Origin of the sequence: Sphingobium xenophagum (assembly GCF_031457465.1) — a bacterium.
Classification (GTDB): domain Bacteria; phylum Pseudomonadota; class Alphaproteobacteria; order Sphingomonadales; family Sphingomonadaceae; genus Sphingobium; species Sphingobium xenophagum_A.
The window spans coordinates 32634-55400 of the sequence record NZ_JAVDWV010000016.1; the positions used below are offsets into that span (position 1 = coordinate 32634).

22 protein-coding genes and 1 pseudogene are annotated in these 22767 nt (G+C 59.7%); 15 read left to right on the top strand and 8 right to left on the bottom strand.

Annotated features, from left to right (window positions below; all coding sequences use genetic code 11):
- Position 1: 1 nt before the first annotated feature.
- From J2W40_RS16280 to J2W40_RS16295, 4 genes are read right to left on the bottom strand one after another with little or no spacing between them, the layout of a single operon-like run.
- Complete coding sequence (locus J2W40_RS16280) at positions 2 to 1294, bottom strand: sulfotransferase family protein (protein WP_310226771.1); 1293 nt, start codon at positions 1292 to 1294, stop codon at positions 2 to 4.
- Positions 1291 to 2208, bottom strand: coding sequence for an alkyl sulfatase dimerization domain-containing protein (locus tag J2W40_RS16285; RefSeq protein ID WP_310226773.1), 918 nt, complete (start codon positions 2206 to 2208; stop codon positions 1291 to 1293). Before J2W40_RS16285 ends, J2W40_RS16280 begins: the two co-directional genes overlap by 4 nt.
- Positions 2099 to 2512, bottom strand: coding sequence for an MBL fold metallo-hydrolase (locus J2W40_RS16290; protein ID WP_310226775.1), 414 nt, complete (start codon positions 2510 to 2512; stop codon positions 2099 to 2101). The genes J2W40_RS16285 and J2W40_RS16290 overlap by 110 nt, the downstream gene beginning before the upstream one ends.
- Positions 2513 to 2538: 26 nt before the next feature.
- Entirely contained in the window at positions 2539 to 3036 is a 498-nt protein-coding gene (locus J2W40_RS16295) for a VOC family protein (RefSeq protein ID WP_310226778.1), read from the bottom strand.
- A gap of 104 nt (positions 3037 to 3140) precedes the next feature.
- Between J2W40_RS16295 and J2W40_RS16300 the strand changes: the two genes are divergently transcribed.
- The 9 genes and pseudogenes from J2W40_RS16300 to J2W40_RS16340 form a co-directional block, all read left to right on the top strand.
- Positions 3141 to 3963, top strand: a protein-coding gene (locus tag J2W40_RS16300; RefSeq protein ID WP_310226780.1) for an IS5 family transposase whose coding sequence is annotated in 2 segments (ribosomal slippage) — positions 3141 to 3317 and positions 3319 to 3963 — 822 coding nt in all. Because the reading frame shifts where the segments join, the coding sequence is not laid out codon by codon here.
- Positions 3964 to 4291: 328 nt separating this feature from the next.
- On the top strand, positions 4292 to 5719 hold the full coding sequence (locus tag J2W40_RS16305; RefSeq protein ID WP_310226781.1) for an aromatic ring-hydroxylating oxygenase subunit alpha: 1428 nt from the start codon (positions 4292 to 4294) through the stop codon (positions 5717 to 5719).
- 12 nt (positions 5720 to 5731) lie between these two features.
- Entirely contained in the window at positions 5732 to 6520 is a 789-nt protein-coding gene (locus tag J2W40_RS16310; protein ID WP_310226783.1) for an SDR family NAD(P)-dependent oxidoreductase, read from the top strand.
- A 53-nt stretch (positions 6521 to 6573) separates the two neighbouring features.
- Positions 6574 to 7176, top strand: a complete 603-nt coding sequence (locus J2W40_RS16315; protein ID WP_310226785.1) for a TetR/AcrR family transcriptional regulator — start codon at positions 6574 to 6576, stop codon at positions 7174 to 7176.
- 43 nt (positions 7177 to 7219) lie between these two features.
- Positions 7220 to 8326, top strand: a complete 1107-nt coding sequence (locus J2W40_RS16320) for a phosphotransferase (RefSeq protein ID WP_310226787.1) — start codon at positions 7220 to 7222, stop codon at positions 8324 to 8326.
- Between the two features lie 119 nt (positions 8327 to 8445).
- Positions 8446 to 10227, top strand: a complete 1782-nt coding sequence (locus tag J2W40_RS16325; RefSeq protein ID WP_310226789.1) for an FAD-binding protein — start codon at positions 8446 to 8448, stop codon at positions 10225 to 10227.
- A gap of 44 nt (positions 10228 to 10271) precedes the next feature.
- Positions 10272 to 11336 (top strand): NAD(P)H-dependent amine dehydrogenase family protein, encoded by a 1065-nt coding sequence (locus J2W40_RS16330; RefSeq protein WP_310226791.1) that lies wholly within the window; start codon positions 10272 to 10274, stop codon positions 11334 to 11336.
- A 77-nt stretch (positions 11337 to 11413) separates the two neighbouring features.
- Positions 11414 to 11989, top strand: a complete 576-nt coding sequence (locus J2W40_RS16335) for an SDR family NAD(P)-dependent oxidoreductase (RefSeq protein ID WP_310226793.1) — start codon at positions 11414 to 11416, stop codon at positions 11987 to 11989.
- A gap of 12 nt (positions 11990 to 12001) precedes the next feature.
- A pseudogene (locus J2W40_RS16340) lies at positions 12002 to 12256 on the top strand (SDR family oxidoreductase); the annotation flags it as partial.
- 99 nt (positions 12257 to 12355) lie between these two features.
- On the opposite strand, the gene J2W40_RS16345 reads toward J2W40_RS16340, so the two are convergent.
- Complete coding sequence (locus J2W40_RS16345) at positions 12356 to 13288, bottom strand: SDR family NAD(P)-dependent oxidoreductase (RefSeq protein WP_310226795.1); 933 nt, start codon at positions 13286 to 13288, stop codon at positions 12356 to 12358.
- A gap of 63 nt (positions 13289 to 13351) precedes the next feature.
- On the opposite strand from J2W40_RS16345, the gene J2W40_RS16350 reads away from it, so the two are divergent.
- The 6 genes from J2W40_RS16350 to J2W40_RS16375 all read left to right on the top strand — a co-directional run bounded on the left by J2W40_RS16350 (position 13352) and on the right by J2W40_RS16375 (position 19943).
- Positions 13352 to 14176, top strand: coding sequence for an SDR family oxidoreductase (locus J2W40_RS16350; protein WP_310226797.1), 825 nt, complete (start codon positions 13352 to 13354; stop codon positions 14174 to 14176).
- A gap of 161 nt (positions 14177 to 14337) precedes the next feature.
- Positions 14338 to 15387 carry an NAD(P)H-dependent amine dehydrogenase family protein gene (locus J2W40_RS16355; protein WP_310226799.1) on the top strand — a complete coding sequence of 350 codons (1050 nt, stop codon included), beginning with the start codon at positions 14338 to 14340 and terminating at the stop codon, positions 15385 to 15387.
- Positions 15388 to 15572: 185 nt separating this feature from the next.
- Positions 15573 to 16802, top strand: coding sequence for a CaiB/BaiF CoA transferase family protein (locus J2W40_RS16360; protein ID WP_310226802.1), 1230 nt, complete (start codon positions 15573 to 15575; stop codon positions 16800 to 16802).
- Between the two features lie 79 nt (positions 16803 to 16881).
- Complete coding sequence (locus J2W40_RS16365; protein ID WP_310226804.1) at positions 16882 to 17670, top strand: SDR family oxidoreductase; 789 nt, start codon at positions 16882 to 16884, stop codon at positions 17668 to 17670.
- Between the two features lies 1 nt (position 17671).
- Positions 17672 to 18793, top strand: coding sequence for an acyl-CoA dehydrogenase family protein (locus J2W40_RS16370; protein WP_310226806.1), 1122 nt, complete (start codon positions 17672 to 17674; stop codon positions 18791 to 18793).
- Positions 18786 to 19943: an acyl-CoA dehydrogenase family protein gene (locus J2W40_RS16375; protein ID WP_310226808.1), complete on the top strand. Its 1158-nt coding sequence runs from the start codon at positions 18786 to 18788 to the stop codon at positions 19941 to 19943. The genes J2W40_RS16370 and J2W40_RS16375 overlap by 8 nt, the downstream gene beginning before the upstream one ends.
- Before the next feature lie 46 nt (positions 19944 to 19989).
- Here the strand turns inward: J2W40_RS16375 and J2W40_RS16380 are convergent, their stop codons facing one another.
- From J2W40_RS16380 to J2W40_RS16390, 3 genes are all read right to left on the bottom strand, one after another.
- Positions 19990 to 20757, bottom strand: coding sequence for an SDR family oxidoreductase (locus J2W40_RS16380; RefSeq protein ID WP_310226809.1), 768 nt, complete (start codon positions 20755 to 20757; stop codon positions 19990 to 19992).
- A gap of 80 nt (positions 20758 to 20837) precedes the next feature.
- On the bottom strand, positions 20838 to 21944 hold the full coding sequence (locus J2W40_RS16385; RefSeq protein ID WP_310226811.1) for an amidohydrolase family protein: 1107 nt from the start codon (positions 21942 to 21944) through the stop codon (positions 20838 to 20840).
- A gap of 23 nt (positions 21945 to 21967) precedes the next feature.
- The gene (locus J2W40_RS16390; RefSeq protein ID WP_310226813.1) at positions 21968 to 22762 is read right to left on the bottom strand and encodes an enoyl-CoA hydratase/isomerase family protein; all 795 of its coding nucleotides are present in this window, start codon (positions 22760 to 22762) and stop codon (positions 21968 to 21970) included.
- Positions 22763 to 22767 lie beyond the last annotated feature (5 nt).

Sequence of the window (22767 nt, forward strand, 5' to 3'; positions counted from 1 at the left end):
TTCACTCCACCTCGATGCGGACTTCGGGAAAACGGTCGAAGTAGAATCCGAACCGCTCGCGCAACCTGGCAGGGTCAAAGCCGAAATCGCCGCGCAAGTCATATTGCAATTGCCGGTGCCTGCCCCGGCTGTTGGCCTCAATAGTGGCCTGGATGGCGCCCCGCGTTGCCTCGTCGAAGCTGAGGCCTGCACGTTCATATATCGATTCCATCTCGCCCATCGGGTCGGCCATCAACTTATGGAAGTTTAGGTCGTACGTGCGCTCCGGGTCGAGCCGATCCCGATCCTCGACGCAGCGGCGCAGAAGATGTTCGTAGCGGTCGACCCAGTAATCAGCGATCTGGCCCAGATCGAGGGTGCGCTGCGTGAAGCGCGCGGCATAGCCCATCATCGTGATGCCGGACTGGATCGAGGCGACAGGGTCGCGGTGGTTGAGGATGAGAAATGCGCCGGGGAAGGCTTCCGCTATGGCGCAAAGCTGTTCCATGTGTTGTGGACATTTGCCCACCCAGCGGTTCGGCCCGCGTTGATGGACGAGAGCCTTAATCGCGCGGCGCAGATAGCCGAGCCATGGAGCTGGATCGTGGGTGCACTGGTAATCGCGCCATTGCGGGATATTGGCGAACCATTCAAAATAATACCCGCCGAAATCCATCCCGGTCAGCTCAATATCTTCGGTGATGTGATCGGGCGTGAATTCGTGGGTCAGCTTGGCGATCGGCGAGATCGCATCAGCCTCGATCCATTCCGCTTCGGCCAGTGCGTAGCGGGTGTCGAGGCCGTCCTTCCGATAATGGTCGCCGACCGGGCGTAGTCCTTCCCAATGTTGCAGCGAACGCAGCCGCTTGTCGGCGGCCAGCAGTTGCAGCGTGTAGGTGGTGCCCGAACGAGGCAGGCCGGCGTCGATCAGCGGCGGAGCCAGTTCGATGTCTTCTACCTCGGGGTGACGGCGGATAAAATCCTCAAGCTCCAGCCTTGCCCGCACGAACCGCGTCGCCAAGCTGAAGACGGCAGCCCGACCTGCCGAAGATAGGTTTACGTCTGCTTCGCAAGCGGACATGATGAGGTCGAGACGAGGCCGAAAGCCGCTGTCGCCGAGATCGTCAAGCCCCGTCTGCGCCATCGCGGCCGCGACGACGGCATCGGCGGTGAGGGTCACGGGATTTGCGTTCGTATATTCGAGCAACTGGTTCTGCGCGTCGATCAGCACAGGTGCTTTCATGTCGGTGATGCGCACCTTGTTGCCCAATCCCGTCAACTCCGCTGTCTGTGTTGCAGGTTGGATGGTCATCATTGGGCGACTACCCGGCACGCGATAGCGATGCGACCTTCAAGCCAGCCAAGCAGGTCAAATGCGTGCAGGCCGCTGGCATTGGCGAGCGTTTCCAGCACAGCGATCTCGACCTCGCGCACTCGTACGCTGTCGGGGGCGACATGGGTTGCCATCTCGATGAAGTGCAGCGCCCGTTCGGCGTCGCCCTTCGCAAGGGCCTGCGACGCCATCGCCGCGACCGTTTCGGCGCCGCCCAGCCCCGCCACGATGTCGGGCCATATTTCACTTTGCGACGAGGCGTAGAGCTCGCTCGTACGTTCGTGCCGGAACCACCCGGCGTATTCCTCATACACCGCGCGCACGACCCAGCGTTCGCGCGAGCGACCGTCACGCAGTTGCAATTCGGCGGGAAGGCAGATCTGCGCCATCATCTCGGATAGCGTGCGTCCTTCGTCCATCCCGCGCACGGTTTCGTTGTGGAGGTGGCGGACGGCATCGCGCACTTTGCCGAGTTCGGCGCGGATGCGATCCTTGCCGCTGATCGGCTGTTCGTGGCCAGTAATCAGCAATTCCGGCTCGCGTGCAAGCCGCGCGTCGCACTGCACCAGCCAGCCTGGCAGCGAGCGCTGCCGATCGCCTCGCGCAGTGTAGAAATTCGGCATGGCACCGTGGATCGCACCGGCCCAGTTGCCGGTGAAGACGGTCTGCTGCTCCGGTAGCCAGACGGCCACGGAATCGAGCGTCTCGCCTGCCCACAGGCGCTCTATCACGAAGCGCCGCCCCGACACAGTGAACTCGTGCCGATCGTTGAACGAGGTTATGTCGTCAGGGAAGATTTCGGGCGTACCCACCTGCTGGTTCGCGCCTGCCATCTTGACCGAAATGCCGTTCGTATAGCGGCGGGTGAAGAAATTCCCGCATGCGCCTTTCGTCAACCAGCTGCCGGGTCATCGCCTGGGCAAGGACCTCAGTCTGAGGATCGGCGAAGGCGCGCCGGCCGCCAATGTGATCGGTGTGGTTCTGGGTGAAGACGAGCTTGCGGATATCGAGCGGACGGCCCAGCAGTTCTTCGAACTTCTCGCGAATGCGCGCGCCCTGCTGCTCGGTGCCGGAATTAATCACGACATCGCCGTCTTCGCCTGCTACCAGATACACGTTCGAGATCGCGTGGACCATCGCGATATGGTCATTTATCCACTCGGCAGGCCGCGCTGGATCCCAGTGGATCATAGCAACCATCGGGTGATCCAGCGTTCGATACCGCATCATTGCGCTATGCCCTGTGCCGAGTAGTAAGTGGGAATAGATTCGGCGAAATGAGCGAAATAGGCCTCCTCGTACCACACATGCTCAAGCCATATGCCAAGGTTGGCGCGTTCATCGGTATATGCGAACCGCACGTCGGTGCCCGCATCACCCGTGTAGCGGACGGGGCTCTTTTCTTCGGCCCTGGCGATGTGAGTGCCCCAGTCGGCGAGAGAGCCGCATACTCTGACGCAGACATGATGGAATATGTTGGCGTGGCTGCCGTCGCGCGGCAAGGCGTCGCGATAAATGCGATCGAGACCGCCTGCCGGCTGGATCAGTTCGATCTGCATATTGTCGATATTGGCCAGCGCCATGCGGATCCTGATGTCGCCGGTCTCATCGAAATAGCATGCCGGAAACGTCACTTCGGTCGCGAAGAATTCAGGGATACCATATCGCTGACCGAACTGATCCATCGTGCGATCGAGATCGGGAGTAACCCACGCAACCTGCATGAGAACCCGATCCGAAACTAAGTTGAGTGGTATCAGCGGGTTAGCTTGACGCTTGCCGCAGTCGTTGATTCAGGGGTTTTGCAACAAACTTCCGGAGATCAACGATGTGGACCGATACCACTCGAGCGCAATATGCCCGCGAGGGGCTGACTTTGCCAAGCGATTTGACTGATGCCGAATGGTCGGTGCTTGAACCGCTCTTGCCACCAGCCTCTCACGTTGGTCGCCCACGCAAATGGCCGCTGCGGCGGATTGTCGAGGCAATCCTGTATCTGCTGCGCGGGGGGACTGCCGTGGCGAATGCTGCCGCCCTGCTTTCCGCCGGTCTCGACGGTACGGCGGTGGTTCTACTTGTGGCGCGATAACAAACTATGGCTCTCGCTCAATCATGCCCTGCTGTTGATGACTCGTGAAGCGACTGGTCGCGAAGCTTCGCCCAGTGCCGGCGTGATCGATAGCCAGAGCGTGAAAACGACTGAAAGTGGCGGCCCTCGCGGCTATGACGCGGGCAAGAAGATCAAGGGCCGCAAGCGCCACATCCTCACCGACACCGAGGGCAATCTGGTACATGCGGTGGTCCACACCGCCGACATTCAAGACCGCGACGGCGCGCCGCTGGTCCTGCGTGAAATAATCCGCCGCTTTCCATGGCTGCGCCATGTCTTTGCCGATGGCGGCTATGCTGGCGACAAGCTAAGAGATGCACTTCGGCGTATCGGCAAATGGACCGTCGAGATCGTCAAGCGATCCGATGTTGCAAAAGGCTTCGTGCTTCTCCCGCGCCGCTGGGTCGTCGAGCGAACACTGGCTTGGCTAAACCGCAATCGCCGGCTCGCCAAGGACTTTGAACAGACCATCGCATCGGCAACTGCCTGGCTGTTCATAGCTTCCATCCAGCTATTCGCGCGTCGCATCGCAAGATTATGAAATATAACCAGATAATTATGAATCAGTCTCTGAGATTCGAAAAGCCTGTCGGGTATGGAAATTGCACCGGCCTCTCCCCGTATGCCAGACCGGTCTCCTGTACTACCGCACTTCGGATTCGCATGCCTTGGAGGCTGCGATCCAGCGTCGTTAGCCGCGGCCGGATCTTTCTGGAACATTGAACCTATCGATCGCTTGATTGTCAGTCAATCGAGCGCCAGCCATCATTCAGCGGTGTTACATTTCTGATATTTGACCAGGCTGTTGACATGATATCCCTTCGCATGCATTCGGTATGTCAAAGTATTGCACAGCCGGAGAGAGCCCGATGGATTCGAGAATCGCAGAATTCCGCGAACCGGAAGCCCCACCTGTAGAGGACGTGCGTCCCGAGCGGGTGGAAGACATCTTGCGCCGCGACGCGATCGCGGCCAGCGACACCCTCTTGATCAGCACTGAGAATCGCCTTGGCACCGCGCCGGTTGATGCGTCGCGCTATTATTCGCCAGAGTTTTTCAAGCTCGAGATTGAGCGTATGTGGCCGTGCGTGTGGCAATATGCGGCTTGGTCTTACGACATCCCCGACCCTGGCGATGTCGCGGTCTATCGCAATGCTGGCAGGTCAGTGCTGGTCGTTCGCCAAAAGGACAAATCCATCAAGGCCTTTGCCAATTCCTGCCTGCATCGCGGGCGAGAATTGTGCACCGATGCGGTGCAGCACAAGGACGAGTTGAAGTGCCCGTATCACGGCTTTACCTGGAGCATCGACGGATCGCTCAAGTGGGTTCCTTGCCAGTGGGATTTCCCCAACGTGAAGCCCGACACGCACAAGCTTCCCGAGATCCGCTGCGAGGAGTGGAACGGCTTCGTCTTCATCAATTTCAAAAATGATGCGTCTAGCCTTGCCACATACATGGGCAAGATGGTCGAACAGTGGGAAAGCGTCGACAGCTGGAACTTCCACAAGCGCTATCGGCTCGTCTCGGTGATCCGTCCGATAGCCGTCAACTGGAAGGCGTGCATGGATGCCTTCATCGAAGTGCTGCACGCCTTCGAATCCCACACCCATACCCGCACCGGCGGTGGTGATGTCCAGACGCAGTATGACATCTGGGAAGACGAGCCCCACTTCAGCCGCATGCACACGCCTATGGGTGTGGCTTCGCCGCATTGTGTGCCGCGTCCGACGCCTCAGGAAACGGTCGACAGCTGGGTTGGGGGCTTCGCGGCGGAACTGTCTGGCCATCCCGACACAACGCTGCGCGAAGGCGAGACTCCTCGCGAAGCGATGCAACGTCTGGCGTCGTTCGTCTACAAACAGCGCATGGGCGTCGACCTCAGCGCCGAGCCGGTTTCACTGCTGGTTGATCCGATCCAATACACGCTGTTCCCGAATTTCGGGCCATGGTCGTCGCTGGGTGCACCGATTGTCTATCGCTTCTTGCCGGGCGAAGACGCGGACCACTGTATTTTCGAAACACAGGTTTTCCTGCCGTTCGAGGGCGAGAGACCGCCATCGGGCCGTACTGTCGTAGTAAATCCTGGCGAATCGCTGGCGAGTGTGCCGGAACTCGGCGGCCTTGGCCTGATCCTGCAGCAGGATGTCGAAAATCTGGAGGCCATGCAGCAGGGCATGAAGGCAAGTCTGACGAACCGACTGACCCTGTCCGAATATCAGGAAGTGCGCATCCGCCATTACCACCAGACGCTGGACAAGTATCTGTCGGGCGAACTCTCAAACCATACAATAAAATGAGGGGACAAGGTCATGGGTGAAGGACGCGAGAAGGCTGACAGGACCGATCTCAGCGGGCGCGCTGTGCTGTTGACAGGGGGAGGCGCGGGCATTGGACGAGCGATTGCGCTTACGCTGGCCGAACATGGCGCGCACGTCGCTATCGTCGACCGCGCACGCGACCGGATCGACGCGGTGATCGAGGAAATTGCCGCTACAAAGGGGTCTGCCGTTGGCGTCACTGTCGACATTACCGACGAGAGCTCGATCAACTCGGCAGTCGCAGCCGTGGCAAAGGGTGGGGCCGGCATCGACGTTTTGATCAACTGCGCCGGTATCTACGACGAGCTCAAGTCGGCGCACGGGACGCCCACTGATCTGTGGAGGCGAGTTTTCGCCGTTAATCTCGATGCCGCTTTCATGCTGATCCGTGCCGTGTTGCCGTATATGCAGAAGGCAGCTTCCGGTTCGATCATCAACATCGCATCGGTTTCCGGCATCCGCGGCGGATCGGGTGGGGCTGCCTATACAGCATCGAAACATGGTCTGATCGGACTCACCCGGTCTGTCGCATGGAGCTATGCCCAGGAAGGCATCCGCTGCAACGCGCTTTGTCCTGGAGCGATTGGCGATACCCGCATCATGGATGACACGGCGCTCGATCCGGTCAATGCGGCACGCTGCATGCCGGTCATGTCGCTCGCAGGCGAGCCGGGCAGGCCGTCTTCGATCGCCGACGCTGCTCTGTTCTTGGCTTCGGACCAGTCCAGTTTTGTTAATGGCGTGGTTCTGCCGGTAGACGGGGGATGGAGCGCCGGTTAGCATGGCCGGCAGGAGGGCCGCATTCTGGGTCGTGCCTGACGGGGAATGCTTGAATGCCAAAGGGCCGGGGAATCAGGGCGGCTCAGGCCGAGGCGACGCGCGCCGCGCTGGTGCACGCCGCGCGCAGGCTGTTTGCCGAGAACGGTTTTCACGCGACACCGACGATGGATATTGTGCGCAAGGCTGGCGTGACGCGCGGGGCACTGCAGCACTATTTTGCTCGGAAGGAAGATCTGTTCCAGGCGGTGTTCGAGCAGACCGGGCGCGAGTTGGTGGAGGAATCAGTCAGGCGTGTCGAGATCGGCGGTTGGGACGCGCTCCTCGATGGCTTTCGCAACTATATCCTCACGCTGAAGAGCTTCGACGACTATCGGATTTCCTTCGTCGATGGGCCGGCGGTTCTCGGCTGGGCCGAATGGCGCCGTTTGCAGGCAAATTATGGCCTGCGTCTGATGGAAATGGGGGTCGAGGACGGCATTGCGAAGGGCAGGATTGCCAAACAGCCCGTCCGTGCATTGGCCTACCTGATCCTTTCGGTCGTCGAGGAGGCATCACTGATGGTCCTCAACGCGGACGACCTCGGGGTCGACCCGGAAGATGTCGTCATTGCCATGATCTCGATGCTTTCGTCCATCGGCGGAGTACCGACCGACTGAGGGGAGTTGCGGTGCGGCATGGCCCTGATAGAAAGAGTGAATAATGAGCAATGCCTACCCGGCCACGGCAGCTGGTTTCGATTGCGATATCCTGACCCGCCTGTGCCGCACGGTCGACCAGCAAGCTGAAGTGATCGGATTTTCCGTGGTCGGCGGACAGGCATTCGGAGACGGGGCCAACAAAGTCTCGACCGCTGGCAGGGCCGAACTCGACCTGACATTTGCCGACGGCACGATGCGCCGTACCGTCATCAAGCTGTGCCGTCCGGACATTGCCCTTCAGCCGCTCTATCGTAATGAGGTCGCTTTTTACTTGCTTGCCCGGCCCGGCCTGGAGGTGGAAGCACCACAATGTCTGGGCGCGGAGTTCGATGAGATGTCGGGCACTTTCGCGCTCGCGCTCGAGGATCTGCGCGTGCGTGGCGCGCGCTTTGCCAATGTCATGAGCCCCGTTTCCCTGCAGGAATTGTACGCCCTGCTCGACCAGCTCGCCATGTTGCACGCACGCTACTGGCAAAGCAGCGAACTGACCGGGCGTTTGGCCGCGATCCGCCCGCATACCGAGGGGGAACTGCACCGCTTCTTCATGGTGCTCGATGCCGTGCCTGCGCTTGTCACATCGGAAATCCGCACCGAACAGTTCAAGCGCGAGATAGTCGAAGCGATCGGTACGAACGATTCGGGGCTCTACGATGCCGTGTTGCGGACACAGCATTATCAGTCGAGCCTCGATTACACGCTCTGTCACGGCGACTGTCACATCGGGAACACTTATCTGCTACCGGATGGCGGCGGTCTGCTCGACTGGCAACTGACCGCGTGGGGGCGATACATCCATGACGTCACCTATCTGATCATCACAGCGCTTGCCGTCGAGCAGCGGCGAGAGGTCGAGCGGGACTTGATCTCATATTATCTGGATCGCCTCGCGCATCATGGCGTGACCGATGGGCCGGACCTTGACGAGGCATGGTACGAACATCGTCTGGCAGCGAACTGGTGCCTCTACATCGGCTGGCTGACGACGCCGATCACCCATTACGGCTGGGAAATCAGCGTGTGCAACATCATCCGCCTGGCAACCGCCGTGGCGGACCTGGATTCGGTTGCGCTCGCCAAGGAACTGCCATCTGCACCATCAGTCATCTGATATCGTCACCGCCCAGTGAGAATGCGCGCAATACTGCGATCGTCGGCCCCGTTCAAACCTGCTGAGCGCGTTGACATCGTTCCTTTGGCATTTACACTGCATGCGAAAGGGAGAGCATTGTGCCTGAACATACTAACTCGCTTGCGTTTGCGCGTGAATTCAGCCGTGTAGAAGATGCCCGTATCGTTGCCGACAGCAACGAGATCATGTGGGACGAAACGGCCGACTTCGTTGTCGTCGGCTATGGTGGGGCAGGTGTCGCCGCAGCCAATCAGGCGCGAGACGACGGACTCGATGTCATAGCACTCGACCGCTACGAAGGCGGGGGCGCGACGCGCATGAACGGTGGCATCATATACGCCGGCGGCGGTACGCACGTGCAGTCGGAAGCGGGTTATGACGATACGCCTGAAGAGATGTATATATATCTCGCGCGTGAGCTGAAAGGTGCCGTTACTGATGAGACGCTGCGCCAGTTCTGTGAAACTGGTCCTGAAACGATCGAGTGGCTCGAAAAGCATGGCGTTCGCTTCAAGGCTAATGCTTATCCCAAGAAGATCAGCTACCCCAGCCCGCAATATTATCTCTATCACTCTGACAACAGCCTGCTGAAGCGTTTTCGCACTAATAAACGACCCTCGCCGCGTGGACACAAGGTGTCCGTCAACGTTGGCAACACCCCGGTAGGCGCGGGCATCGGCATCTTCGATCCGCAAAGCAATTCTGCAAACCAAGCTGGCGTGAGAGTCTTGAGCCAGTGCGACGTGCGCCAGTTAGTCGTCGACCGGAATGGCAAAGTCATCGGCCTAAAGGCGAGGCGGGTTCCAGCCGGAACGCCGGCCCACAAGGCACTCGTCAAGGCTCAGCAGGCAATGAGCAAGTGGCTACTTATCATCCCTAGTACGGCGCCGGGGGGGCAGGTTACGACCGCGCTCGGCAAGTATTTTGGACGCAAAGCCGCCCGGATTGAAGCCGAGCACAGCCGCGACTTTTTCGTCAGGGCTCGCAAAGGCGTTTGCCTGACGAGCGGCGGGTTCATTTTCAACGAGAAGATGGTGGCGCGCTACGCCCCGGCCTACCTCAAGACCATGCAATTGGGTACGCCCGCTGACGATGGTAGCGGCATCCTGCTGGGCCATTCGGCCGGCGGCCACATGAGCGAAATGGACCAGGTGTCCGCTTGGCGTTTCATCAATCCCCCTTTGTCGTGGCCCAAGGGTATGCTCGTAAATATGCAGGGCAAGCGCTTCGTCGACGAAGCGTCATACGGCGCCGATCTTGGCCGCGAGACGATGACGCCGGAAAATGGCGGGCGCGCTTGGTTGATCATCAACCACAAGCTCTGGCTTGAGGCAAAGGACAACATAAAGAACGGCAACCTGATGGCGTTCCAGAAGCTGCCTGCAGTTTTGTCGATGAAGTTCAGCACCAAGCGGGCACGCACGATCGAAGATCTCGCACGCAAGACGGGTATCGATGCTGCAGGGCTTCAGCAAACTCTGGAGGACTACAGGCGCGCCGCCAAGGGCTTGGCACCCGACCCGTTTGAGAAGGCCAGCGAGGACATGGACGAGCTGGCCGAGGGGGTTTGGTACGCCATTAACATGAACGGCGACAATCCGATGAACCCGATCTTCTCGATCACTGTCGGCGGCCTGCTGGTGGACGAGAATAGCGGCCTGGTCATGCGCGCGGACGGCACAACAATTCCCGGGCTCTACGCCGCCGGACGGACTGCGATTGGCCTATGCACTTATCTGTATCTCAGCGGACTTTCGGCGGGTGATTGCATCTTTTCCGGCCGCCGCGCCGGGCGGCACGCTGCGACCGCCGCTGCTGAGCATGACGCGCCATCCCAAGGAAAGAGCGCGGTATTTGAAAAACACAGGGCTGCTGGCTGACAAGCGTGAAAGTAGCAAAGCAAACAATATCGGGAGTTAAATATATGAAGAAGCGCGTCGTCCACTGCGGCACAGGTAACATCGGGGCTGATGGGCTTCGGGGCATCCTGCAACACCCGGACCTCGAACTCGTTGGCCACTATGTCTGGTCCGAAAACAAAGTCGGCAAAGATTCGGGCGAATTGGTCGGCGTTGATCCCGTTGGTGTAAAGGCAACCAACGACTGGGATGAACTTCTGGCGCTCAATGCAGACTGTGTTTCCTTCTTCGGAGACAGTATCGGCAAGGAAAAGGAAACCGCGGCGACCGTTTGCCGCTTCCTTGAACGCGGGACTAACGCGGTGACGCCTTCGGTCTTCGCTTGGGCCCATCCCGAAACTTGCCCGCCCGAATATCGCGACAATGTGCTGGAGGCATGCCTCAAGGGAAATTCGAGCGCGTTCTTCACTGGGATCGATCCCGGCTGGGCCACAACCGACCTTGCCATCGCGGCGCTTGCCGGCGCGAATCGGGTGGACTGCGTCCGCGTGATGGAACTGGGCAGTATGGCGGAATACACCGCCGAATACGTGTTCCGCGAATATTTCGGCTTTGGAAAGGAACCGGGACACCAGCCGCTCCTCGTCACCGGCGGGTTCATGAAAGAAATGTGGGCGCCTACGCTCTATGCAATCGCCGACGTGCTCGGCGTGGAACTCGAAGAAATCAAGATGGTCTACGAAACCGACAGTCTTGACCATGACATCCACGTCGGCATCGGTGAGATCAAGGCGGGCGAGGCGTCCGCTGTACATTTCATGCTGCAGGGCTTCTCGGGCGGTAAACCCATCGTTATCGTTGAGCACAACGACCTTGTCGACATGAATGCCGGAAAGCAGTGGCCGCGCCCCTATGGCCCGAAAAACATGGCTTATCGAATTGAGGTGCAGGGTGATCCGAGTTTCACCATCGAACAGAATTTCAGCCATTATGATGGATGCAAAATCTGTGCGATGGCAGTAATCAATTCGATCCCGGCAGTATGTGATGCTTCCCCTGGACTAAAAAATCCGCTTGAGATACCGCGTTACTGGTCGCGTAACATTCGCGCGGACGCCAAGCGCGCCTGACGGATCGTGACGGGGCGGACCGTCTCGGGAGCGATCCCGAAACGGCCGTCCCGGCCAGGAGCGGAAGGAGCACGCCTTTGGCTGACAAGGTCATCATAACTGGTGCCGCAGGGGGCATGGGGCGTGCCTGCGCCCGGCTTTTTGGCAATGCGCACGATCTGGTCCTGACAGACCGGCCTTCACCGGCACTCGACAGCCTCGTGCAGGAACTCGATGATGACGGTTACCGCTACGACCTCTGTTCCGGCGACGTCACGAATTCTGACCTGTCGGGTTCGATCATGGAGCGGGTTAGTGCTGGAGAGCGCTTTACGCTGATCCACGCCGCAGGGCTTGGTCCCTCGCATGCGGACTGGCGCACGATCATACAAGTCAACCTGATCGCGGTTGAGCAGATGGCTCGCGCCGCAAGTGTAAGGGCCTCTGCGGGTTCGGTAGCGATCCTGATTGCATCGACCGCAGGCTATATGATGCCCGCGATGTCCGGGGTCGACAAGCTAATCCAGAATCCCATGGCAGCAGGATTTCTCAATAATGTTGCGCCTGTCGTGGAGCAGATGTGCCAGCATGGCGGTGCGGTCACAGATAGTGCCATCGCCTATGTCATCAGCAAATATGGGGTGCAGAAACTGGCCGAGCGGTATGCCGCATGATGGGGGCGGAAGGGCGCACGGATCCTGTCGATTTCGCCGGGTCTCATCATGACCCCGATGGGCCGCCATGAGATGGCGCGTTCGCCCGATGCGGCGGCGCATGGGAGATCGGCAGCAGTCGGACGTGTGGGTACGCCGATGGACATTGCCCGGGTCGCGCAATTTCTGGCAAGTGATGCGGCATCTTACATTTCGGGCAGTGACATCCGGGTGGACGGCGGTTCGATTGCAGTGGAGCGCAGCATGGCCGATCGGGCTGCGTCCTGAAGCTGCGAACTGTCGGTCAAGTCCTACAAAAACCCGCATTTTCCTACCGAGATGATAGACCGCTCGCATGTTTAATGCAGGGCGGTCTATCCTATAAAATCAAGCGATCAGCTGTACGCCACCGTCGATGGCGATGGCTTGTCCGTTGATGTAACCGGCGCCTTCACTGGCGAGAAATGCCACCATCGGCGATACGTCTTCGTAGGGTTCGCCGAGCTTGCCCATCGGCGAGCGTTCGGCCGCGGAATTACCGGCTTCGATCCCCTGGGCCGAGAGCTTGAACGCATCGGACCAGTGCGCGGGCAGGAAGACATTGGTCGTGATGCCGTATTTCGCCCATTCCTGCGATGCGGTGCGGGTCAGGGCCTGGACTGCGGCCTTGGCCATTTCGTAGCCGCCAAAACCGGGCAGACCACTGAGGCAGGACTGCGAGCCGCAGTTGATGATCCGGCCATAGTTGCGTTCTTTCATGTGCGGGAAGCATTTCTGCATGAACAGTAGCGACTGGATTGGACCGCCCATATAGACTTCGACGGCGTTCGCCACTTCGATGCCCTCGAGATAGGCATGCTTGTCGAGCGAGCCCTGACCGATGTTGGCCAGGATGTCGATCCTGCCGAATTGTTTGATCGTCGTGTTGACTACCTTGTCGATGTCCTCTTCCTTGAAGAGATCGCACTCCAAGGCGATCGCCTTGCCTCCGGCGACTTCGATTTCCGCCACGAGCGCGTCTAGCCGGTCTTTACGACGAGCAGTGGCGACGACGATTGCGCCCTCTTCGGCAAAGCGCTTTGCGGCGCCGTAACCCGCGCCCGAGCTGGCACCCGTCACGATCGCGACGCGGTCTTGAAGAATCCCCATATCAATCTCTCCTTTTTGTTGTCCGATGCCGGCGACATTATTGGCGCTGGCCGATCGAATTCCTGAATGGCGGATCGCTCTGTTTGTGACGAATCGGAATTGACTTGAGCAGCAATAAATCCTGGTTGTGATGTACGGGGGCGCAGCCGAATGCGCGGTTGCAAAGGCCATCCCGGTGGCATGGAATGTTTGCTGGCACGCCCAAGCGAGGCTTGCCGCCCGATGAGGTGGGGAATGGAGCAACTGGCTGTCGTCATTGGCGTGGGTGGACTGGGTACCGCTCTCGCGCGCGGCCTGATGAGGGGACGACGACTCCTATTGGCGGATGTGGATGGCGAGCGCGCCGCAGCGGTGTCGCGCGACCTCGGCGGCCCTGTGGAGCCGGTACAATGTGACGTAACCTCGCCCACATCGGTGAAGGCTTTAGCCGAATCGGTTGCCCAGCGCGGTAAGCTTGATGTGCTTGTCCACGTCGCCGGCCTGTCACCTGCGGCTGGCGATTTTGACAGTATCGTGCGGGTCAACATGGTCGGTCCTGCGCTCGTGACGGATACATTGTTGCCGCTGGCCAATTCAGGAGCGTCAGCGGTGATGATCTCGTCTCTGGCGGCGAACCTCGGCAGAATTCCGGCGGCGGCAATCCCCGTACTGCGCGACTATGCGGCTGCACATGAGCTTCCGGCACGCCTTCGCAGCGTGCTAGATCCGGGCAGCGACGACGCGAACAGCGCCTACAGGCTTTCGAAATACGGCTTGCTGATGCTTGTTCGGCGGAGCGCGAAGCTCTGGGGTCGGCGCAATGCCCGCATCGTTTCGCTGTCCCCCGGCCTTATCGCCACGCCAATGGGGGCGCGGGAAACCGCGACCAACCCGGCAAAACGCAAGCTGGTCAAGGCATGGCCGTTGGGTCGCGAGGGGAAAGTTCAGGAGATCGTCGACGTCGTAGAATTTCTCGTCTCTGACCGCGCCTCCTTCATCTCTGGAACCGACATTCTGGTCGACGGCGGATTAGCGGGATCGATCTGCGACGTGCCGTTCGGATGGCCCGAGCCCCATTAGTGTCCAATACGCACCCAGTCATTATGTCCGTAATTTCTGGTAAATGATGCTGCAAGCGGCTCGACGTCCGCCCCAACAGTATTAGGAATGGCGCGGAAAGGCCGGGCCGTGTTGCCGTCAGAACAGATCGCAACCGCCCCATGGTCGCAACGGAGAAAGCTATGTCGAAGAGGAGCGTGATTGTCTGGGGCACTGGTCCGATCGGTATGCCGGGGCTTCGCCATCTGATCGGGCATCCCGAATACGAATTGGTCGGGCTTCATGCGTGGTCGCCCGACAAGATCGGCAAGGACGCAGGCGCGATCGCGGGTATGGACGACACGGGCGTGATTGCAACCAGTGATGTCAATGAGTTGCTTGCGCTTGAGGCCGACTGTCTGGTCTACCAGGGCAATTACGCCCAGCGCGAGGCAAAATGCATCGCCGATGTCCTTCCGTTTCTTGCGGCGGGGACCAACTGCGTGACGCCTGCCCTCATGGATCTTGTTGCGCCGAAATACGGGCGTCCCGAATTTGTGAAACCCGTCGAGGAGGCCTGTCGCAAGGGCGGCTCATCGATATTTTGCGGCGGCACCGATCCCGGCTACATGACGATCGGCCACCTGTTCTCGCTGCTGGCGGGTGCCGGTCAGATTCGTTCGGTCAAGGTGGCGGAGATGGCCGATCTGGGCAAATATGCGGGGCTGGATTCGCTCGCGCAATACGGCTTTAACCAGCCGCTCGATTACCTGCCCGAGATGTACACGGGCGAAACGGGCCGCGCGTGGCATGAAAGCACGCTCTGGGCGATCGGCGACTATTTGGGTGTGCAGCTTGATGAGATCACGTCGAGCTGGGAAACAGCCGCCCTGGACAACGATGTGGAGGCGGCGTTCGGCACTATCAAAGCGGGGATGACCGCTGCGATCCGCTGGACTATGATCGGCATGTGCAAGGGCGAACCACTCGTCATCTATCGCAAGATCGAGCGTCTTCACCCCGATGCCGGCCCGAATTTCGAACAGCCCTTGCACGGGGCGGAAGGCGCCTACCAGATAGTCATTACCGGCGCGCCGGACATCCGGACAGAAATGGCGATGACGCTCTACGACGGCTGTTCGATAACTGCGCTCCACCCGATCAACGCGATCAACGTGATTTGCGATGCCGCTCCGGGAATCTACGGCCAGCTCGACCTGCCAATCTTCTATTCGAAGCGCGTTGCTCGGTGAACAGCTAAGGTGTCAGCAGAGGGGGAGCCGTCGGCAAGCCAGTCGCTTTGCCGATGCCGGTGGGCAGTGCTCCGCGAACCCAATCAGGTATCACACAACTGATTTCTCGAAAGAGAGGCCGGACGCGCATGGTGCCTTTGATTGGGATTGGATAACGCAAAGGCGACGTTCTCGGAGATTGATTGATGATCGCAACAGCCACCGGACCCTTGTCGAACCTGAAGGTCATCGACATGACGCGAGTGATCGCCGGTCCTCTTTGTGGCCAGATACTTGGTGATCTGGGCGCCGATGTCATCAAGATTGAGCGTCCGGGCGAAGGTGACGATAGTCGCCGCGTAGCGCCGCCCTGGTTCCGCGAGCCGACCGTTGATGCTGCTGGTGAATCGACCTATTACCACTCAGTCAACCGCAACAAGCGGTCGCTTTCGGTGGACTTTGCCAGCGAACAGGGTCAGGCGCTAATCCGCAAGCTGGTCGTCGATGCCGATATCCTGATTGAAAACTATCGTACCGGTACTTTGGCGCGATATCAGCTGGGCTACGAGGAACTTAAAGTTATCAATCCGCGGCTTGTCTATTGTTCGGTCACCGGCTTCGGACAGAGCGGGCCTTATAGCGGGCGCTCTGGCTACGATTTCCTGGTTCAAGGGATGGGCGGCTTGATGGCGGTGACGGGTTACCCAGATGGTGAGCCGGGGGCTGGCCCACTGCGAATTGGCGTGCCGGTTGCTGATACTTTTGCAGGCATGAACGCCGCGATTGGCATCCTTGCGGCGCTCGAGTCTCGTCACGCGACTGGTCTTGGTCAGCATATCGACATCTCGCTGTTCGAGTCTGCGGCAGCCTCGCTGCTGAACACGGCTTCGGCTTGGCTAAACGCCGGGGTCAATCTTGGCCGCACTGGCAACGATCATCCCAGCGCCGCCCCGTACGGAGTGTTCGAGGCATCGGACGGCTACATCATTATCGCGACATTCAACGACCGCGAATTTGACCGGTTGGCCAAGGTTCTCGGCCACCCTGAATGGCTTGAAGATCCGCGCTTTAGTCAGAACTGCGAACGGGTGAACAACCGTGCCGCGTTGAAGGCGGCTGTCGCCGCCGTTGTGAAGCAGAAGACACGAACCGAATGGGTCAAGATCCTCAACGATGCCACCGTCTCCGCTGGCGCTATTAACGAGATGAGTGACCTCGAGCACGACGAGCATGCCGTGATGAGAGAAATGTTTGTGACGATCGGGTCAGTGCACGGCGATGTGCGGAGCGTGGCATCGCCATATCGGCTGTCGCAAACGCCGCCAAATTATCGCCGACCGCCGCCTTGTGTTGGCGAGCATACCGATGAAATTCTTGATGAAATGGGCTATTCCCATACCGAACGTGACGCGCTGCGGGCTGCTGGCGTTGTCTGAAGGCACGAGCGTCGAAAAAGATCAAACATGCGATGAGGTTCGGTGAGCAGCCTGATCGCCGCGAAAGGACTTTCAGCAAGTGTCGAATTCACTGAATATCAACCCGATGTCCCTTGAAGGACGGACTGTCATCGTGACGGGCGCCGGTCAGGGCATAGGCAGAGCCATCGCCGATCTGGTCGTGGCACTCGGCGGGAATGCGGTTATCGCCGACATGAACTCCGAGACGCTCGCCAAGGCAGAAAGCGACTATCCCGAGGGACGTTACCTTGGCGTGGCCGCTGACATTTCCGACGCCGATGCAGTCCAGTCGCTGGTCGACAGCGCAGTTGAGAAATTCGGGGCCGTGCACGGACTCGTAAATAACGCCGGTATCACTAGGCCGGCGATGATGAACAAGCTGACGCTGGAGCAGTGGAACCAGGTAATAAGCGTCCATCTGACCGGAGCGTTCCTGTGTTCCCAGGCAGTCGGTCGCCACATGATCGAGCGCGCCCAGGCAGGAGACGCAAACCCCGGCTCGATCGTCAATATTTCGTCCGATGCGGGCGTGCAGGGCACGATCGGACAAGTCAATTACGCAACTGCCAAGGCTGGTATCATCGGCATGACCATGTCAACAGCACGCGAATGGGCGAAATACAGCATCCGCGCAAATTGCGTCGCGTTCGGAGTGGTGGAAACGCCGATGACCGAAACGGTGCGCAGCGAAAAGTTCGCAGACACTTACCTGTCGCGCATCCCGCTCGGCCGGTGGAGTTCGCCCGAAGAGGCGGCGCGACCGGTCTGCTTCCTTCTCTCCGACGCTGCCGCATACATCACCGGACAGCGTATTTCCGCCAATGGCGGCATGCAGATGGCGGGCTGACATGGGCTGGCGCGTCGACGATGAACTCAAGCAGATGCTGCGCGACAGTGCGAGGCACTATCTTGAAGATGCTGGAGGTGAAGGCCATTTTCGCAAGGTCCGGGCGAGCGGCAACGGGTTCGACGCCCAGGCATGGTCGCAGATGGGCGAGCTTGGCTGGACCGGCATCCTGCTTCCCGAAAGCGCCGGCGGTTCGGACTTGGGTCTTGATGCGGCGCTGACGCTTAACGAAGAACTGGGCAGGGCGATTGCGCCCGAACCGTTCGTCGCTTCGGCTGTTATCGCTGCGACGGTGCTCGCGGCCAGTGATAGTGAGGCCGCGACCTCGCTGGCGTCGGATCTGGTGATGGGAGGGCGCACCGTCACCCTAGCTTGGCAGGAGCGGCGCGGTAGTATCGGGATCGAGCCTTTCGGCTGCACCGTTAAGAAAGGGAGGCTGAGCGGGACGAAATATCTTGTGCCCGCGTGGCATGATGGCACCGGACTACTGGTCGCAGCGATGCGCAACGGCGAGACGGTTGTGCTTGTGGTCGATCCCATGGCCGATGGCCTCACCGCCCATGCCTCCCGCATGACCGATGGCACGTTCGCTGCTGATCTGTCATTTGACGACGTCATCATTGAAGATGCTAATGTGATCCTAACGGGAGAGGCCGCCGACGCGGCGCTGCGCAAGGCGTACGCCCGGGGCGTCGTCGCCCTGTGCGCGCAGATGGAGGGTCTTGCGAGCCAGTTATGGCAGATCACGCTCGGCTATATGAAGCAGCGATCGCAGTTCGGATCGAATCTCGCAGATTTTCAAGCGCTGCGCCACCGCATGGTCGACCTCTACAGTGAGATAGAGCTTGCTGGTGCCAGTTGGCGGCGTGCAGCGATGGTTGTGGAAGGCGGCGACCATACACACAGCGCCATCCACGCAGCCAAGGCGCGCTGTTCCTACGCGGCGCAGGAAATGGGGCGCTGGGCGATCCAGTATCACGGAGCCTTTGGCTATACTGATGAGGCGATCGTCGGCCTTTACCTTCATTCAGCGCTGCGCTGGTCGACCTGGCTCGGCAACGCGGCCGCGCACCGGCGCGCCGCTCTTATCGCGCATCGCCGCGAAAGGACTGTACATGTCTGAAGATCTCGATGCACTCGATGCCGAGACGTTTCGTCAACGCTGGCGCTCGTGGTTGGCGGAGAACTACCCTCCGGAATGGCGGATTCCAATTATTCACCGCATCTCCGGCGATGATGAGCGTCGCTGGCACCGTATGACCTACGAAGCGGGCTGGCGGGCTCCTGCCTGGCCCAAAGAGCACGGCGGCCTTGGCCTCAGCCTAGAAAAGCAGCTCATCATGCATCACGAAATGGAGCTGCATCAGTGCGCGCGGGTGCTCGATAGCGGGGCGCTGCTGTTGGCACCGGCTCTGATGCATTACGGCACGCGGGAGCAGCAAGAGCGCTACCTGCCCGCGATCCTGCGTGGTGACGACCTGTGGTGTCAGGGCTATTCCGAGCCCAACGCAGGCTCCGACCTAGCCAGCTTGCGGACTACCGCGGTTCGTGCCGGTGGCGATTGGGTCATCAACGGCCAGAAGATATGGACCACGCTCGCCAAAGAGGCTGATCGTATCTTCGTGCTCGCGCGCACCAACAAGGACGTGAAGAAGCAGGCAGGGATCAGCTTTCTTCTGGCCGACATGGATACGCTTGGCCTGACGGTCCGCCCGATCATGAATCTGGCGGGCGAGGATGAACTTTGCGAAATCTTCTTCGACAATGTGCGTATCCCGGCGGGTAATATCGTGGGCGAAGTCGATCAAGGCTGGACCGTGGCCAAGGCGCTGCTGGGCGACGAGCGCATTGCCAATGGCGCGCCAAGCCTGTCGCGGCAGTCTTTCGATGTGCTCGAACAGCTGATTGACGGGGTAGGGCTGGCTGATGACCTCGGCCAGACCGACCGTGCAGCCCAATTATTCTGCGATGTGCAGGATCTTGCCGCGCTGCATTCGCAAGTGGCCGATGCGGCGATCCGCGGCGAAGTCGACAATGCTGCGCTCAGCCTGATGAAGGTTCTTGCGACCGATGTCTTCCAGCGCATCTCGGACGAACTGTTCACCGTCGCGAGCGAAGCTGCCGGCTTGCACGATGCGGCGGGCGTAGGCGGCGTCGAACTCGATTTGCGCAAAATTTACATGATCGCACGCCCCTCCACGATCTATGCGGGAGCGAACGAGGTTCAGCGCAATATCGTGGCGACGATGCTGATGGGCAAACCCAGTTCCTGACCGGTTCGGGCGGGCGCGATGCCGATGCTTGCGCTCGCCCGGGCTCCTACCAAATCCTGTCGCCGCGCAGGATGGCCTCGGTTCCACGATCCGCGAATATGCATTGTCCGATCAACAGGCTATTCTCGGGTGAAGCAAGGAAGCGTGCCAGCACGCCAATCTCTGACGGTTGAGAGCGAATATCCTCGGCCTGTGGATGGGCCTCTATCATCCACTTCGCCGCAGCGGCATCTTCCATGCCGGTGCGTGTGCGCTGGGTTTCGATAAAACCTGGCGCGATGGCGTTGATGCGAATACCCGCCTCGTTCCACACAGGCAGTATTGAGTTACGCCGCATCCAACGCGCCACGGCCGTCTTGGCGGCGACATAGTAGGATAGCGGCACCTGTTCGTCGCCATAATCAGCAACGATCCGCGCCTCGTCGTGCGTGAGCAGGAGATCGACGAGCGTTTCGTCCGCCGGTTCGATGGTCATGCGCGAGCTAGTAACGACGACCCGCGGGGCGGCCGACCGGGCGAGCAATGGGCGTAACCCGTCGACGATGTCGGTGGTGCCGAAATAGTTGACGCACAGCATCGCGACCGTTTCGCCACCTCCGCCAGCCCAAGTCACCACAGCGTCAATCCGGTCAGGCGCGAGTTCGGCGATCCTGCGCAGCGCGTCCTGCCGCCCTTCGGGCGTTGCTAGATCGGCATTAACGTCACTGTTGGCGATATCTACGCGGATCACGCGGTCGCCATCCGCTTCCAGCGCCGCGCAGGTCGCCTCGCCAAGTCCACTAAGCGCGCCGGTGACCACAGCAATTCGATCCAAAGCTTCTCTCCCGTTGATTTCGTGCTGAAAAAAAGGGGCCGGGATCGTGTGATCCGGGCCCCTGTCTGTATTTTCTGGTCTCAGATGCCCCAGAGTTTCGCCGCGTTGCCGCCAACAATCTTCTTGAACCGCTCTTCGCCGGCCTTGTCGTAGATCTGCTTGGCGATTTTCATTGATTCCCCAAATACGCCCTCGGGGTGTGGATAGTCGATCGACCACATCATCTTGTCCTCGCCGATCCAGTCGATGAGGTCGAGCGCTACCGGATCGTCCATGAAGGTGGTCCAGCAGTTCTGGTGCCAATAATAACTCGGCTTGTGCTCAATGCGCGGCTTGATGGCCGAGATGTAGTCACGATAGATCTTGTCTGCGCCGGTAATGGCCGAGGCCGCCCAGCTCGCGCCACCTTCGGTAAAGACGATCTTGAGATTGGGGAACCTGTCGAAAAGGCCTGAGAACACCAACTGCCCAAACAAAGGGTTAAAAGGCTGCAAATTGCGGTTGAGGTTGATCGCGAGCGCGCCTGTGCCAGTATAATCGATCGCCACGCCGATGTGAATGGACAGGGGCAGCCCGGCTTCGGCGATCGCTTCCCACATTGGCAGCATTTCCTTGCCGTTGTAACGCACGCCACGCGGAGCCGACGGAATTTCGACCGCCTTGAAGCCAAGATCCTTGATCTTTTGCATGTAATCGCGTGTCATTTCGGGCTTGTAAAAGGTCGGCAGGTAAGCAACCGGAAACAGCCGGTCAGGTGCCGCCATGCGCCATTCGGCCATCCACTCGTTAAAAACGTCAATGCACTTGAACCACAGGTCCTTGTCCTGCATCCGGATCAACGCCGCAGCGCGTGAGTGGAAAACGATCGAAGCCTCGATGCCTTCGGCGTCCATATCCTCGAGACGCTTCTGCGTGTCCCAAAAACCGGGACGGCCTTCGGGGAAGGAGAGGTCGAAGCCTGGCGTGTTATACGAAACGCCATCGACCTCCAGATTGAAGATGCCGTTCTCGTCTTGCCAATACTTGGGCGCGCGGTCCTTGTCGGGGCCGGTCAGACGTTCTTCCCACAGATGCGCAGCTTCCATGAGGTGGTCATCGGACGAAATGAAGCGCGTGCCAACTGGTGGCGTCCACTCGCCCTTGTTCAGCACCCTATTCTTCGGCCAGAATTCGGTCAGATCGTTCATGTCATCTTCCTCGCTTGCCTGTTCTATCTGTTGTTCTTCGAAAGTTTCTGGATCATCGCGGCGATCAATCCTGTGTGCTCGTCCCCTTGGAACAGCAGGCTGTTCGCTAGCCGCTCGATATTGCGGGCCTGCTGCTTGTCGAGATCCGCGACCAACTCGATCGCGAGCTTTGACAGGGCGACGGCTTCGGGCGGGCGCGATGCCAGTCTATCACAGAATGCATCGACCTTTTCGTCGAAATCTGCCTCGGAATAGACGTCGTGGAGAAGGCCCATCGACAGCGCTTGAGCGGCGGTGGCGGTTTCGCCGGCCATAACGAACCAGCGTGCCCAGTGCGGGCCGACCAAGCGGGTGAGCCGACTGGTCCCGCCAGAACCAGGAAGGCAACCGATATCAATCTCGGGCATGCGATAGGTCGCTGCGGACGATCCAAGGCGGAAATCGCACGAAAGTGACATTTCAAACGCCCCGCCAAAACATGGCCCCTGGTGCGCGACGACGATCGGCTTCTCGACCGCCTCGATCTCGTCGAACATCGGGTGAAAACTGCCCTTGCCCTGACGGTACCAAGTGCGCTCGGCGGAGGTGCTGCCTTTCGCATCAGGACGGACCACGTCGGTCAGGTCTGCGCCAGCCGAGAAATACTTGCCGTTGGCGCGGATCAGCAGCAGGCGCAGGTCAGACCGGTCGCGAAGTTCCGCCACCGCAGCCATCAGACCATCGTTGATAGCATTATTCATCGCGTTGTATTTGGCGGGCCGGTTCAGCCTGACCTGAAGGACAGGGCCGCGCTCGGAACGGAGGAGGTCATCTTCCATCTGGC

What these genes read in the sequence shown, in the direction of transcription:
- J2W40_RS16345 (WP_310226795.1), bottom strand. Translation starts at nt 13,288, where the DNA reads ATGGCCTTTGCAACCGCGCATTCGGCTGCGCCCCCGTACATCACAACC.
- J2W40_RS16280 (WP_310226771.1), bottom strand. Translation starts at nt 1,294, where the DNA reads ATGATGACCATCCAACCTGCAACACAGACAGCGGAGTTGACGGGATTG.
- J2W40_RS16390 (WP_310226813.1), bottom strand. Translation starts at nt 22,762, where the DNA reads ATGGAAGATGACCTCCTCCGTTCCGAGCGCGGCCCTGTCCTTCAGGTC.
- J2W40_RS16360 (WP_310226802.1), top strand. Translation starts at nt 15,573, where the DNA reads ATGATCGCAACAGCCACCGGACCCTTGTCGAACCTGAAGGTCATCGAC.
- J2W40_RS16355 (WP_310226799.1), top strand. Translation starts at nt 14,338, where the DNA reads ATGTCGAAGAGGAGCGTGATTGTCTGGGGCACTGGTCCGATCGGTATG.
- J2W40_RS16330 (WP_310226791.1), top strand. Translation starts at nt 10,272, where the DNA reads ATGAAGAAGCGCGTCGTCCACTGCGGCACAGGTAACATCGGGGCTGAT.
- J2W40_RS16295 (WP_310226778.1), bottom strand. Translation starts at nt 3,036, where the DNA reads ATGCAGGTTGCGTGGGTTACTCCCGATCTCGATCGCACGATGGATCAG.
- J2W40_RS16370 (WP_310226806.1), top strand. Translation starts at nt 17,672, where the DNA reads ATGGGCTGGCGCGTCGACGATGAACTCAAGCAGATGCTGCGCGACAGT.
- J2W40_RS16310 (WP_310226783.1), top strand. Translation starts at nt 5,732, where the DNA reads ATGGGTGAAGGACGCGAGAAGGCTGACAGGACCGATCTCAGCGGGCGC.
- J2W40_RS16305 (WP_310226781.1), top strand. Translation starts at nt 4,292, where the DNA reads ATGGATTCGAGAATCGCAGAATTCCGCGAACCGGAAGCCCCACCTGTA.
- J2W40_RS16385 (WP_310226811.1), bottom strand. Translation starts at nt 21,944, where the DNA reads ATGAACGATCTGACCGAATTCTGGCCGAAGAATAGGGTGCTGAACAAG.
- J2W40_RS16315 (WP_310226785.1), top strand. Translation starts at nt 6,574, where the DNA reads ATGCCAAAGGGCCGGGGAATCAGGGCGGCTCAGGCCGAGGCGACGCGC.
- J2W40_RS16350 (WP_310226797.1), top strand. Translation starts at nt 13,352, where the DNA reads ATGGAGCAACTGGCTGTCGTCATTGGCGTGGGTGGACTGGGTACCGCT.
- J2W40_RS16320 (WP_310226787.1), top strand. Translation starts at nt 7,220, where the DNA reads ATGAGCAATGCCTACCCGGCCACGGCAGCTGGTTTCGATTGCGATATC.
- J2W40_RS16375 (WP_310226808.1), top strand. Translation starts at nt 18,786, where the DNA reads ATGTCTGAAGATCTCGATGCACTCGATGCCGAGACGTTTCGTCAACGC.
- J2W40_RS16290 (WP_310226775.1), bottom strand. Translation starts at nt 2,512, where the DNA reads ATGGTTGCTATGATCCACTGGGATCCAGCGCGGCCTGCCGAGTGGATA.